The 13,336-nt window shown below is 31.9% G+C and carries 13 protein-coding genes; 12 read left to right on the top strand and 1 reads right to left on the bottom strand.

Translation table 11 applies throughout. The annotated features are described in order from the left end of the window. From ACYQ19_RS03600 to ACYQ19_RS03575, 6 genes are read left to right on the top strand one after another with little or no spacing between them, the layout of a single operon-like run. A complete protein-coding gene (locus tag ACYQ19_RS03600) occupies window positions 1-309 on the top strand; it encodes an NADH-quinone oxidoreductase subunit NuoK (RefSeq protein WP_015902741.1) in 309 nt (102 codons plus the stop codon). Beyond that, entirely contained in the window at window positions 302-2,155 is a 1,854-nt protein-coding gene (locus ACYQ19_RS03595; RefSeq protein WP_459978055.1) for an NADH-quinone oxidoreductase subunit 5 family protein, read from the top strand. The genes ACYQ19_RS03600 and ACYQ19_RS03595 overlap by 8 nt, the downstream gene beginning before the upstream one ends. Next, window positions 2,156-3,583 carry a complex I subunit 4 family protein gene (locus ACYQ19_RS03590; protein WP_459978054.1) on the top strand — a complete coding sequence of 476 codons (1,428 nt, stop codon included), beginning with the start codon at window positions 2,156-2,158 and terminating at the stop codon, window positions 3,581-3,583. Then, a complete protein-coding gene (locus tag ACYQ19_RS03585) occupies window positions 3,583-4,920 on the top strand; it encodes an NADH-quinone oxidoreductase subunit N (RefSeq protein ID WP_459978053.1) in 1,338 nt (445 codons plus the stop codon). The genes ACYQ19_RS03590 and ACYQ19_RS03585 overlap by 1 nt, the downstream gene beginning before the upstream one ends. Before the next feature lie 31 nt (window positions 4,921-4,951). Further along, the gene (locus ACYQ19_RS03580; protein ID WP_459978052.1) at window positions 4,952-7,216 is read left to right on the top strand and encodes a tetratricopeptide repeat protein; all 2,265 of its coding nucleotides are present in this window, start codon (window positions 4,952-4,954) and stop codon (window positions 7,214-7,216) included. Window positions 7,217-7,233: 17 nt separating this feature from the next. After that, on the top strand, window positions 7,234-8,595 hold the full coding sequence (locus ACYQ19_RS03575) for a class II 3-deoxy-7-phosphoheptulonate synthase (RefSeq protein WP_459978051.1): 1,362 nt from the start codon (window positions 7,234-7,236) through the stop codon (window positions 8,593-8,595). A gap of 13 nt (window positions 8,596-8,608) precedes the next feature. Here the strand turns inward: ACYQ19_RS03575 and miaA are convergent, their stop codons facing one another. Then, window positions 8,609-9,463, bottom strand: coding sequence for a tRNA (adenosine(37)-N6)-dimethylallyltransferase MiaA (gene miaA, locus ACYQ19_RS03570; RefSeq protein WP_459978050.1), 855 nt, complete (start codon window positions 9,461-9,463; stop codon window positions 8,609-8,611). 75 nt (window positions 9,464-9,538) lie between these two features. Here miaA and mqnP point away from each other — a divergent pair, with 75 nt between their 5' ends. From mqnP to ACYQ19_RS03540, 6 genes are all read left to right on the top strand, one after another. Further along, the gene (gene mqnP / locus ACYQ19_RS03565) at window positions 9,539-10,378 is read left to right on the top strand and encodes a menaquinone biosynthesis prenyltransferase MqnP (protein ID WP_459978049.1); all 840 of its coding nucleotides are present in this window, start codon (window positions 9,539-9,541) and stop codon (window positions 10,376-10,378) included. Beyond that, window positions 10,378-10,887, top strand: a complete 510-nt coding sequence (locus ACYQ19_RS03560; RefSeq protein ID WP_459978048.1) for a hypothetical protein — start codon at window positions 10,378-10,380, stop codon at window positions 10,885-10,887. The genes mqnP and ACYQ19_RS03560 overlap by 1 nt, the downstream gene beginning before the upstream one ends. Then, window positions 10,880-11,344, top strand: coding sequence for a DUF6115 domain-containing protein (locus ACYQ19_RS03555; RefSeq protein WP_459978047.1), 465 nt, complete (start codon window positions 10,880-10,882; stop codon window positions 11,342-11,344). The genes ACYQ19_RS03560 and ACYQ19_RS03555 overlap by 8 nt, the downstream gene beginning before the upstream one ends. A gap of 113 nt (window positions 11,345-11,457) precedes the next feature. Beyond that, window positions 11,458-11,880 (top strand): 50S ribosomal protein L13, encoded by a 423-nt coding sequence (rplM, locus tag ACYQ19_RS03550; protein WP_459978046.1) that lies wholly within the window; start codon window positions 11,458-11,460, stop codon window positions 11,878-11,880. A gap of 5 nt (window positions 11,881-11,885) precedes the next feature. After that, on the top strand, window positions 11,886-12,278 hold the full coding sequence (gene rpsI, locus ACYQ19_RS03545) for a 30S ribosomal protein S9 (RefSeq protein WP_459978239.1): 393 nt from the start codon (window positions 11,886-11,888) through the stop codon (window positions 12,276-12,278). A 163-nt stretch (window positions 12,279-12,441) separates the two neighbouring features. Continuing rightward, window positions 12,442-13,290, top strand: coding sequence for a patatin-like phospholipase family protein (locus ACYQ19_RS03540; RefSeq protein WP_459978045.1), 849 nt, complete (start codon window positions 12,442-12,444; stop codon window positions 13,288-13,290). The last annotated feature ends 46 nt before the right edge of the window (window positions 13,291-13,336 follow it).

The raw sequence follows: 13,336 nt of genomic DNA, 5'->3' as shown, positions 1-13,336 counted from the left end.
ATGGTTAGTTTTTACATTGATGCGATTTTCGCAATTATACTTTTCGGGGTCGGATTATATGGAGTAACGAGTAAAAGTGATTTTTTAAAAATTTTCTTTTCACTAGAAATTTTATTAAACGCTGTAATTTTATTTTTAGCAAGTGCAGCATATCATTTCGGTCTTACGAGAGGCTTGGCAGTTGCATACGTAATTATTGTAATTGCAACTTTAGAAGCTGCAGCAGGTGTTTTAATATTCCTGTTAAGCTACAGAATAACAGGCGAAATTATTCCAGACAAATTAGATAAGGCGGTGAGCGATGAATAATGCAGTATTAGTATTACTATGCGCACCGTTTTTAGGCGCGGTGCTAGCGTATATTTTAGGGAAAATTAAAATAAATTTAGCTTTTTGGGTAGCAGAAATAGTAGGAGCAATGCTGTTTTTGGCAAGTATTGTTATATATTTCAATTATAGCGATACACCAATAAACATTGATTATACATGGATAGCTTATGGTGATTTAAGATTACCTTTTGGTATTTATATTGACCATTTAAGTATCGTAATGCTTTTAATTGCAACGGGACTTGGTTTTGCAGATATACATTTTGCACATGATTATATGGGTGATGATCCAGATCAACCTAGATATTATGCAAAAGTTTTATTTTTTATTGGTGGTATGATTTTATTGGTTATTACCAAAGATTTAATCGGAGCATTTGTTGGATGGGAATTTATGGGACTTGCATCTTATGCATTAATTAGTTTCTGGTATTATAAAAATTCTGCGGCAGATGCAGGTATGCAGGCATTTTTATATACAAGATTCGGTGATATATTTATATTGGCAGCAATCGGTTTATTAGTATATTATGCTGGAACACTAAATTTGGTTGAATTAAACGAAATGGCAAATGCAGGTGAACTTCCAAAAACAGTGGCACTTGTAGTTGCTTTATTTATTTTTATGGGTGCAATAGGTAAATCTGGTCAGTTTCCATTATATCCTTGGCTTATGAATGCGATGGAAGGTCCGACAACCGTGTCAGCCTTAATCCATGGTGCAACAATGGTTAACTCAGGTATTTATATCGTAGCAAGATTATTTGATTTCTTTGCATATACGGATGCATTATTTATAGTTGCAAACGTTGCAGCACTTTCAGCATTTATCGGTGCGAGTAGTGCGCTTGTTCAAAAAGAGATTAAAAAGATCCTTGCTTATTCAACAATGTCACACTTATCAATTGCGTTTGTAGGGCTTGGAGTGGGAAGCCTTGCGGCTGGTATGCTACACCTTGTAAACCACGCAATCTTTAAAGCGTTGCTATTCTTGAGTGCAGGTGCGGTTATTTATATAGCTCATCATACAAAAGATGCATGGAAACTAGGAGGTCTTATTAAAACTGCACCTTTTGTAGCGTTATTTATGGCTATGGGTTCACTTTCACTTGCTGGGGTTCCACCATTTAGTGGATTTTTCTCAAAAGAAATGGTAGTAGCAAGTGCTTGGGCACATGGTAATGAATTTACTAAAGTGTTTGTAACTATTGCAGCATTGTTATCAATTGCATATATTACAAGACTTTGGGTTTTAATTTTCTTAGGTGAACCTAGAAATGAAGATATAGCTGGAAGCGTTCATGCACCTAGTAATTTATGGATAAGATTACCATTAGGAATATTAGCCGTTGTAACATTATTTATATCTATATGGCAAAGCGACATTGTTCATTTTATTTTAAATGGCAAAGAAGAAGTTGAACCACACGTTGCAGGTTTAACTGCATTTATGCTAACAGGAATGATGCTCTTATTTTTAATAGTTGTAGGTTTATATGTTAAGGGATTAAATTTACTTTATAAAATAGCTTCACATCATTTTGTTCAAACAATACATCAAGTATTGTTCAATGGTTATTATGTTGAAAGAATGATTACTTGGATTTCGAAAACAATTGTAGTTAATTCTGTTGCTAAAGCGGCAAGATGGTTCGATACAAATGTGATTGATTATTTGGTAAATGCTACAGTTCCTGCTACTTTTGGAATTTACAAAATTTTCAGAGCAGGTCATAGTGGTAAGATTGGGACATATATGGGTCAATTCGTTATAGGTGTTGCAATCATCGTTATTGCTATCTTAATAATTGTAAAGGGGCTGTAAATGGTTGCTGTTGATATAATTTTCGCTCCGATTTTCTTGTCGATTCTTTTATATTTTTTGACAAGAAATAATCAGGACTTGGCTAAATATATTGCACTAGGGTGGTTCGTAGTTCAATTTTTTATTGCATTTAGTTGGTATAATGCACTTCCTCAAGAAGGGTTTTTAGAACTTGGAAGTTTTTTAAGTGTTCCGCAGTTTGGATTTGAGTTAACACTTAGAGTTGATGCATTAAGTGTTGCAATGTTGTTATTAACTGCGGCGTTATTGATTTTAGTTGTTTTTACATCTTGGGAAGAAAAAAACCAAGCTGCATATTTTAGTTTGCTTGTTTTATTTAGTGGACCGATTTTTGGTGTATTTATGACTACAAATGTTTTATGGTTCTTTATGTTCTGGGAATTAACATTAGTTCCAATGTTCTTTTTAGTAGGTTTTTGGGGTGGTGAAAGAAGAATTTATGCAGCTGTTAAATTCTTCTTATATACGCATGTTGCTAGTATGTTTATGTTTGTTGGATTTTATTTATTATATAAACAAACTGGCTACTGGGATTTAACATTAATTAGAGAAACAGCTCTTGCAACGCCAGCACTAATTTGGTGGTTTATGTTTATAGGATTTGCTGCAAAACTTCCAGCATTTCCGTTTCATACATGGCTTCCAGATGCACACGTAGAAGCACCGAGTAGCATTTCTGTATTGCTTGCAGGTGTTCTATTAAAAATGGGTGCGTATGGTTTAATAAGATTTACAGTTGAATTAATGCCTATAACTACGCAAGAATTTTCGATTTGGATGTTAATTATAGGTCTTAATACGACACTATTTGCTGGTATGCTTGCTATTTATGAAAGACATATTAAAAAAATGGTTGCATACAGCTCAATTTCACATATGGGGCTTGTGGTAGTTGCAATTGCGACTATGACGTATGATGGATTAAGTGCTGCTCTTTATGAAATGATTGGGCATGCACTTGTAATTTCACCACTATTTTTAATTGCAGGATGGTTACATCATAAAACTCATACATGGTATATGGATGAAATGGGTGGAATTATGAAAAAAGCGCCTTATGTTAGTGCGATTTTCATACTTGCTGGTATGGCAGCGTTAGGTCTACCTGGAACAATGGGATTTGTAGGTGAGCTTACTATTATAGTTTCAGCAATTAAATCATTCGGATGGTGGATTGCAATCATCGCAGTAGCGTCACTTATTAGCGCCGGATATATTATTTGGGCGGTTAGAAGATCAATTCATGGTGAAATGTCACCTCTTGTTCAAAAAGTTGAATTTACTATGAGTTATCCTGAAAAAGCTGCATTAGCAGTGTTTGCTTTAATGATTGTTTATTTCGGTATTCAACCACAGCCGATATTTGATTTAGCAAATAAAGCATTTAGCTTTCTTGGAGGTATGTAATGAGTTTCATAATATTAATAGCGGCGGGATTACTGGTACCGGTATTTTACAAAAGTAATATTTTTATTGCTAAATTAATTGCCATTGCTGCATTTATAGCAAGTGCATTGATGGTTTATAATGGAATGAGTTTAAATAATGTGTTTCCGTTTTTTGTTCTAGATAGTTCTACGCAATTGATGGAATATGTTCTTTTGGCGACTTTAGCGGCTGTTACGTTATCGTTAACAGGTTTTGAAAGACCATTAATTGCGCAAATGCTTTTTGTAGCTGGTGCAAGTATCGCGATTCTTGAAACGAACAACTTTTTCTTATTTATTGTTTTATTTGAAGTTATAGCGATAATCTCATATGTATTAGTTGCAAATATCAGAAACTTTTATAATGCAGAAGGTGCTATTAAAGCATTTATTGCCGGTGCAGTGGCAAGTGGTATCATCTTACTTGGTTTTGCATTTTTCAGTTTTGTTACTGATAGTTTCAATTATGCCGAAATGAATGTTCACGGCAAATTTACATTGATTGCAGTAGCAATTATGCTTGCTGGTATTTTTTACAAATTAACTGTTGTTCCAATGCATGCATGGGCTGCAGATGCTTATTCTCAAGTAAACCATGCGGCAGCAGCAATTTTAAGTGGGGTTATTAAAAGTGTAATGCTAGTGGCTGTATTTAAAGCATTTTATAAATTTTTAATAGCATACCCTACATCAACTGTGTTGATATTCAGTTTCTTTGCAATACTTACAATGACACTTGCAAACTTTATGGCTTTATGGCAAAAAAGAATTTCAAAAATTCTTGCTTATTCATCAATCGCACATAGCGGTTATGCATTAATACCTTTTGCAGCTGCGGCAAGTGTTTATTCGTATACAGGTGTTCTTTATTATGCTATTGCGTATATATTTATGCAAACAAGTGTATTCTTGATTTTAAATGATTTAAGAAGGGAAGCTGGTGTTAAATACCTTGAAGATATTAAAGGTTTAGGAAGTAAAGCACCAGTTCATGCATTATTCTTTACAATTCAATTATTTTCTTTGGCGGGAATTCCTCTTTTAGCAGGTTTCTTATCTAAAGCTGTTGCATTTTATGCAGGAATTGACGCAGGTCTTTGGCCAATTGTTTTAGTTGCTTTGTTAAATTCAGCATTAGCAGTAGCTTATTACGCTTGGATTGTTAAACATATCTATTTTGATAAACCGGTTGATGGAACAATTAAAAAAATCAACATATCAAGCGGAAGTTTAATAGGACAACTTATATTATTAATAGGAACGATTTATTTTGGTATTGTAGCGACACAGGTATTTAATACTACAATTTCAATGTAGTCTTTTGCTATAATTAGCAAAAAGGCAAAAGTTGAAATTTCTTCTTTTTTTATTTTTTTCCATTAGTTTATATAGTTTAGAAATTAATGTAGATTATTATAAAAAAAATAATCCCTATGAAATATTAACTATTACGAATGACCAACCTTTTTATTGTAAAAAAAATGATTTAAAAATCGAATGTATTTTCAAAAAAACTCCAAGCACTCCTGTATTTAAAACCAATACGATTTATTTTGACATAAAACCTGAATTTTGTAAAAATTTCTTTGTTTTAATTTTTAATGTTAAAACTGACTTCATTTTAAAATCTTTTGAAGACAATTTATATAATAGTCCCACTATAGGAATAAATCCAAAATATGCAAAAAAATGGGTTATTATTGCTGGTAAAAATATACCTTTTATAAATTCTGAAAAGATAGAAGGACTTAATTTTTATTTTAAAAATTCTCCAAAACCTTATATTGGAACTATAGACGAAAACGGAAATCCAATTAATATTAACAATCAAGCAAAAGACGTAATTAAATATTTTGAAATCAAAAAAGCATATGAAAAAGGAAGGGATGTATTGGATGAAATAGATCAGTTTTTAAAAGATTTTCCGGATTCTGTATTTGTGCCCGATATAGAATTTTTAAAACTAAAAATACTCGATTCAGAAAACAAACCTGAGGAAGTGATATCACTTGCCAAAAAGTGGATTAAGAGTTATGCATTCAACGAAAACCTGCCTAAAGTGCTTTTAATAATTGCCAAGAATTACACAAAACTTGGATTTATGACAGATGCAAGCTATTTTTATCAAAGAATTATTACAGAATATCCTAATACCAAAGAAGCATATTTGGCTATGATTTACTGGGCGGATCAAATGTATATTACAGGTGATAGCAAAAAAGCTTTTGAGCTATATAAAAAGGCACTTTATTCCACAAAAGATATTGATATTGCGTCTCTTGCTGCAATGAGACTTGCTCAAAGATATATGGATAAAGGTGATATAAAAACAGCGTTTGAATATTATAAAAGGGTTTATCAGGCAAATAAAGAATTTATTTTAAAAGATAAGAAAAAAGCTTTTGAACTGGCTAAGATGCTGGCTTCACATCAATTGTATTCTTTAGCTATAGATATAGGTGAAGATTTAATTAAAAAACTTAAAAAATTGGATGATCTATACGAGCCACTTGAGTATTATCTTGCACTATGGTCTTATGATATTGGTGATTTTAAAAAGGCTGATTATTGGATAAACAGATATCTTAACGAGTTTCCGTATGGGGATTACAGCGATCAGCTTCAAGCACTCAGAGATAAAGTTTTATTTGAGGTTGATGATTCAAATACAACTGAACAGCTTAAAAAGATAGACGAGATAATTGAAAAATACAAAGGTCAAGAAATTGCCAAAAAAGCACTATATAAAAAAATAATGCTTTTATATAAAATAAAAAAATATTCGGAAATATTAAATATGGCCGATGAAATTAAAAATCTTGATGAAAAATATATAAAAAATAAAGAGGAATTTTTAAAAGATGTTGCCCAAAAATATAGTTTGGAGCTTTTGAAGAAAAACGAATGTATAAAAGCCGTAAAAATTATTAAAAAATATAATATAACATTGAATAAAAAATATGATTTGCAAGTCTATGAATGTGCAATAAAAGCAAGAGATTTTAACCTTGCATCTGTTGTATGCAATAAATATCTTAATTCGCCTAACGACGTAGTTTTTGTTGAATGGATGAAAAGAAAAATAAAAGCGTTAGAAGGATTGAATGATTATAAAGGTTTGGTTACAGCTGTTGATGATTTGTGTCAAGTAATGAAAAAAGGATGTTATGAGTATCAATTAAAGAAATTTTTCTCATTATGGAAGCTTAAAAACTTTAAAGAAGCAATAAAAACTGCTAAAATTCTAGAGAAAAAAAATGATATTAGAAATTGTGATGTGTTTATTAAAATTGTTAATTGGTCTTTGCAAAATAAAGACTATTTAACAGCCGCAATATATGCAAAAAAAATAATAGATTTGCAGGATAAATTTAAAGCATATCCATATTCACCTTTTGTGGAGTTTACATATGCCAAATATACTAAAAATAAAACTGCCGCAATTAAAGTTTTGAAGCAAGTATTAAAACGAATCAAAGGTGAAGATAAGGCAAGAGCATATTATATGCTTGCTAATTTAACAGGTAAAAAAGAATACATTGAAAAATGTTTAGAAGTTAATGATTCCGTGCTATGGAAGAATTTATGCAAAGATGCGAAAACACTATTTTAATATAAAAAAGGAAAATAATGACTTGGACGAAAGAAAGTTGGAGAAGTAAACCCATAAAACAGCAACCAACATATGAAGATTTAGAAAAATTAAAACAGGTTGAAAAAGAACTTAGTAAATATCCTCCATTGGTTTTTGCTGGTGAAGTTAGAAATTTAAAAAACAAATTAGCAAACGTATGTGAAGGTAAAGCATTTTTGCTTCAAGGTGGGGATTGTGCGGAAAGTTTCGCTGAGTTTGATGGAAACAACATAAGAGATATGTTTAAAGTAATGATGCAAATGGCGGTAGTGCTGACATTTGCAGGAGGCCTTCCAGTTGTTAAAATAGGAAGAATTGCAGGGCAGTTTGCAAAACCTAGAAGTAGCGATTTTGAAGAAAGAGATGGTATTAAGCTTCCGAGTTACAGAGGTGATATAATAAATTCTATTGAATTTACTCCAGAAGCCAGAAAAGCAGATCCGGAAAGAATGTTAAAAGCTTATAACCAGTCTGCTGCAACTATGAACCTTTTAAGGGCATTCGCAAAAGGTGGAATGGCGGATCTTAGAAAAATTCACAAATGGACGCTTGATTTTGTAAAAGAATCACCTGAAGGTCACAGATTTGAAGAACTGGCTGATAGAATTACAGAAAGTTTAAAATTTATGGAAGCAGTTGGTATTACGCCTGATAATACGCCTCATTTAAGAGAGACTACACTTTATACATCACATGAGGCATTGCTTTTAAATTATGAAGAGGCGTTAACCAGACAAGACAGCTTAACTGGTGAGTGGTATGATTGTTCTGCACATATGCTTTGGATTGGTGATAGAACAAGAGATCCGAATGAAGCACATGTTGAATTTTTAAAAGGGGTTAAAAATCCTATAGGAATTAAGGCAGGACCAAGTATGACGCCGGAAGGACTTATTGAACTTATAGAAAAACTAAACCCTGAAAATGAAGCCGGAAGATTGAATGTTATTGTTAGAATGGGTGCCGATAAGATAGAAAAAGAGTTTCCTAAACTTTTAAAAGCCGTGGTGGATACCGGTAAAAAAGTTATCTGGAGTATTGATCCGATGCACGGAAACACTATAAAAACTTCAAGCAATATAAAAACAAGAGAATTTGATAAGATTTTGGAGGAAGTTAAAGGGTATTTTGCCGTTCATGAAAGTTTCGGAACGTTTCCTGGCGGGGTTCATCTTGAAATGACGGGAAGAGATGTTACCGAATGTATCGGCGGATCGTATTCTATCAGTGAAAAAGATCTTGAAAAAAGTTACGAAACTCATTGCGATCCGAGATTAAACGCAAAACAGGCATTAGAACTCTCTTTCTTAATTGCAGATCTTCTAAAACAATCTATTAACAAAAATCCGCAAATTTAATAGAGGTTTTCCTCTATTTTATATTTGAAAATACAATCTCTTCTAATTTTTCAAGAGGTGCGGATATTTTATTCTTAAACTGGGTTTTATTAAATGTTTGCTGTCTTTTTGCAAGTCTTGCGGTATTGGTTATTATTTTTTCTTTTAATGTTTTTATATCGTATTTGCCGTTAAAATAATCCAAAACTTCTTTAATTCCTATGGCTTTAAGAGCCGGCAGTCTTCTGTCTCGATATTTTTTTTCAAGATACGCCACTTCGTCGATAAGACCCGAATTAAACATTTTATCGGTTCTTTTTTTTATTCTCTCTCTTAAAACGCTTCTATCGACAGCAATTTCAAAAATAGGAATTTCGGGCAGCACGGGTTTTGGGGGATTGTTTTTAAAATAGATGCTTGGGGGAGTTTTTGTAGCAAAATATATCTCAAGTCCTTTTTGAATTCTGTATGTGTCGTTTGGTGAGATTTTGGATGCAAATTCAGGGTCAATCTGTTTTAAAAAATTATAATCTTTTTTTGAAGCTTCTTTTTTTATTTCTTCGTTTATCTCCGGCATTTTTGAAATGCCTTCAAGCATTGATTTAAGATAAAAACCCGTTCCACCCACTATTATTATGTTTTTATGGGGAATTTTTCTGTAAATATCGATAAATTTAACAACATCAAATTTTTCGTCGGGATATATTTCATTAATTCCATAGTGTTTGACTTTAGAGAGCTCTTCTTTTGAAGGCTTTGCGGAAGCAATGTCTATTTCTTTATAAATACTCAGTGAATCAAGTGATAAAATCTCATAATTGAGTTTTAATGCGAGTTTTATAGCCAAATCACTTTTTCCACTGGCCGTAGGACCTATAATAGCAAACATCTTTACCTTTTTTGCTACAATTATACAAAATAAGTTGTGAAGTTGATAAGTCGTGAAGTTGTAAGGAGATACATAATGATAAAAAAATATATGGATTTGGTTAAATTTTCTCATACGATTTTCAGTATTCCTTTTATTTTAATAGCTATGATAGTGGCTGCAGACGGGTGGTTTGGATGGAAACTTTTGTTTTTAGGTATATTGGCCGCAGTGAGTGCAAGAAATTTTGCAATGGCTGTAAACAGACTTGTGGATAAAGATATTGATGCCAAAAATCCTCGCACACAGGATAGGCCGTCGGTAACAGGTGAAATTACGGAAGGTCAGATCAAACTATTTATTTTGGCAAACGCATTAATATTTATAGGTGTGGCATATTTAATTAATTCATTAGCGTTTAAATTATCCATTCCTATTCTTATAGTTTTAGGTGGTTATAGTTATTTTAAAAGGTTTAGCGAATTTGCGCATTTGGTTCTTGGGATTTCTCTTGGACTCGCACCAATAGCAGGTGCTATAGCGATTACAGCTTCGATTCCATGCTGGTCGGTTTTTTTAGCTCTTGGTGTAATGTTTTGGGTTGCAGGATTTGATATTTTGTATTCTCTGCAGGATATGGAATTTGACAAAGAAGAAGGACTACATTCAATACCTGCATTAATGGGTGAAAAGGGTGCTATATTTGTATCAGCGATGTTTCATGTTTTCAGTGTTCTTTTTTGGGCGCTTTTTGCCGCATACGCAAAACTAGGTTTTTTTGGCTGGTTGGCTGTCATTTTGGGTGGCGTAATGCTCTATTATGAACAAAAGCTTGTCAGACGCGACTTTAAAAACATTCCAAAAGCGTTTTTTGATGTAAACGGATATTTGGGGATTGCTTTTTTAATTCTTATTATTTTAGATAAGGTAAACTGATGCCAAGACTTATACCCGCATTTATAGAGTTTGAATTTGATGAGTATGATGATAAATTTAAAGAAGAGTTTGACAAACTCGGAAGTGAAAGTGAAGATCCGATAGGACAATATATAAAACTTGCAAAAGCACGGGGTGAAACTAAAGAGACCGACCCCGTGCTTTTGGAATTATTAATTGCTCTTCACAGAAAAATTGACGAACTTACGGCAATAGTAAAAAATGAAAAAAAAGAATTGTTAAAACTTAATAATAAAACCGAAATAGAAAAAATAGGATTTGATTATTTTGAAATAAAAGATCCTATGTTTCAAAAAGGTAAAAAATATTACGGAAGAATGGCATTGCCGGTTTTTCCGCCAAGAGTGGTTCCGGTTATATTTGAAGCTGAAAATGAAAAATTGGCTAAAATCTTACTGATGCATGAGAGGGATATAAAAGATTACAATGCATTTATTATGGCAAGAGAAAGGGCAATTATAAGGGAAATGAAGGCAAAAAATGGGTAAAATAGAAATTATTATGTTTTTAGGTTTAAGTGGGTTTATTCTATTTTTATTTTTTTATATGTTAAAAAGAGATAGAATTGTTGAATCAAAACTTGCGGCAATGGAATTGGCGCTTGAGGATTTAAATCAAGAAGTTTATAAGTTAAAAAAAGAATCGAGTAATAAAGAAACACAAAAAATGCTTGAAGAAATGGAAAACGTAATTGATAAATTAGTAGAAAATATTAAAAAAATGGAAGAAAAAAACATGAAATATATTAAAGAAATTGAAAACAAACTTTTTAATGTGGAACATTCTGTTAAAAGTAAAATGGTTGATTTTTCGAATATTAATAAAACTGATGAACAGAGAATAATCAGTTTATATAAAAATGGTTACACAATAGAGGAAATAAGTAAAGAGCTCAGAATTCCTGCTGGTGAAGTCGAATTGGTTATTAAATTTCAAAGTTTTTAAAAAATAAAAAGTGTGTTTTTGTTTCTTTTTCCTTAAACTTTCCTTAAATTAAGGTTTCTTTAAGAATTCTTTCCTAAAATTCCATACCTAAAAAATTCACAAAAGGTGTGATAATGAAATTTACAAAATCAATTAGAGAAGAAGATGTTAAAAGAGATTGGATTTTAATAGATGCTAAAGATAAAATTTTCGGTAGGGTTATTACTGAAATTGCTACAAAATTAAGAGGTAAACATAAACCATATTATACACCTCATGTAGATTGCGGTGATTATGTTGTTGTAATCAATGCTGATAAAGTAAAATTTTCAACATCTAAAAAATTAGAAGACAAATACTATAAACATACAGGTTATTTTGGAAACCTAAAAGAAGAAACAGTTGAAAAACTTCTTAAAAACAATCCTGAGAAATTATTTAAACTAGCTACAAGAGGGATGCTTCCAAAAACTAAACTTGGAAGAAAAATGCTTAAAAAATTAAAAGTATACGCAGGTGAAAATCATCCTCACACAGCTCAAGTAAAGGGTAACTAATGAAAATGCACGGAAGAATTTACGCAACAGGAAAAAGAAAAGAAGCAATAGCTAAAGTATGGTTAAAAGCCGGAAGCGGAAATATTACGGTAAACGGAAAAACATTAGATGATTTTCTTGGTGGAAGAGAAGCTCTTAAATTAAGAGTTAGATGGCCTTTAATGCTTACTAAACAAGAAAATGCCGTTGATATTGATGTTAAAGTGTTTGGTGGTGGATTTGCAGCGCAGGCAGATGCTGTAAAACACGGAATTTCTAAAGCATTAGTTGAATATGCACCGGAATTCAGAAGTATTTTAAAACCTGCTGGTCTTCTTACAAGAGATGCAAGAAGAGTAGAAAGAAAAAAATACGGGAAAAAGAAAGCAAGAAAATCTCCTCAATTTTCAAAAAGATAATTTCTTCTTTTTCTTTTTATATTTTTACCATATAGTGTCTGTCACTATTAATGTTTAACGCTCATTATAATTTTTTTTGTTAGTATTAAATATATGTTTGTTTTTGTTAATATAATTATACAAATAAGTAATTTTATAATCAATTTGATGTAAAGGGTATTTAATGAAAATCTCATTAGTATTAAGCGGGGGCGGTGCAAGAGGTTATATACATATTGGTGTAATAGAAGCATTAAAAGAAGAAGGTTTTGAAATAGCGTCCATAAGCGGCACTTCAATGGGCGCTTTAATAGGGGCATTGGAAGCATGTGGTAAACTTGATATATATAAAAATTGGGTTGAATCGTTAGAATTGTTAGATATATTGAAATTTATAAAACCGCCGTTTAAATTAAACGGGGATAAAATTTTCAACAAAATAAAAGAGTTGGTGGGTGATTATAATATTGAAGATTTACCTATAAAATTCACTGCAGTTGCTACGGATTTAAATAAAGGCAAAGAGGTATGGTTTCAAAAAGGTCCTTTGTGGAAGGCTGTAAAAGCGTCTGCGGCTATTCCAGGTGTTTTTGAACCGGTAAAATACCGCAATTTACTTTTAGTAGACGGAGGTGTTTTAAATCTTATGCCTGTTGCACCTGTTATGAGTGATATGACTGATTTAATTATTGCCGTTAATTTATATGGTGAAGAAAACCAGGATATAAATATCAAATATAAAAAAGAAACAAAGAAAAAAATTAATATTTTACACGAAATGTGGGATAAAATTTTTGAAGAAAAAGATGATCCGACGAATATGTCAATTGAATTAATGATGCAGGTTATTTTTAGATACAGAAGAGCTGAATATATTCCAGATCTGGAAATAAAGTTTCCATCTACAATAGCAAAATGGTATGAATTTCACAGGGCGTTGGAACTTATAGAAATAGGGCGTCAATATACGAAGGAAGTTTTAAAAAGCGAAAAGTTAAAAGTGAGAAGCAATACAGAACAAAAAAATAAATAGGAGATTTTTTTTGGCGAAAGAGATGGAAAAGCTCTCAAGTTTTGGG

The sequence above is a fragment of the Nautilia lithotrophica genome (assembly GCF_054656815.1).
The sequence above is the reverse complement of the archived record's forward strand: the minus strand, read 5'-3'. Positions and strand labels throughout refer to the sequence as shown.

Coding starts and splice junctions, on each gene's coding strand:
- mqnP (WP_459978049.1), top strand. CDS start 9,539: ATGATAAAAAAATATATGGATTTGGTTAAATTTTCTCATACGATTTTC.
- ACYQ19_RS03540 (WP_459978045.1), top strand. CDS start 12,442: ATGAAAATCTCATTAGTATTAAGCGGGGGCGGTGCAAGAGGTTATATA.
- ACYQ19_RS03560 (WP_459978048.1), top strand. CDS start 10,378: ATGCCAAGACTTATACCCGCATTTATAGAGTTTGAATTTGATGAGTAT.
- ACYQ19_RS03575 (WP_459978051.1), top strand. CDS start 7,234: ATGACTTGGACGAAAGAAAGTTGGAGAAGTAAACCCATAAAACAGCAA.
- ACYQ19_RS03555 (WP_459978047.1), top strand. CDS start 10,880: ATGGGTAAAATAGAAATTATTATGTTTTTAGGTTTAAGTGGGTTTATT.
- rplM (WP_459978046.1), top strand. CDS start 11,458: ATGAAATTTACAAAATCAATTAGAGAAGAAGATGTTAAAAGAGATTGG.
- ACYQ19_RS03590 (WP_459978054.1), top strand. CDS start 2,156: ATGGTTGCTGTTGATATAATTTTCGCTCCGATTTTCTTGTCGATTCTT.
- rpsI (WP_459978239.1), top strand. CDS start 11,886: ATGCACGGAAGAATTTACGCAACAGGAAAAAGAAAAGAAGCAATAGCT.
- ACYQ19_RS03595 (WP_459978055.1), top strand. CDS start 302: ATGAATAATGCAGTATTAGTATTACTATGCGCACCGTTTTTAGGCGCG.
- ACYQ19_RS03585 (WP_459978053.1), top strand. CDS start 3,583: ATGAGTTTCATAATATTAATAGCGGCGGGATTACTGGTACCGGTATTT.
- ACYQ19_RS03600 (WP_015902741.1), top strand. CDS start 1: ATGGTTAGTTTTTACATTGATGCGATTTTCGCAATTATACTTTTCGGG.
- miaA (WP_459978050.1), bottom strand. CDS start 9,463: ATGTTTGCTATTATAGGTCCTACGGCCAGTGGAAAAAGTGATTTGGCT.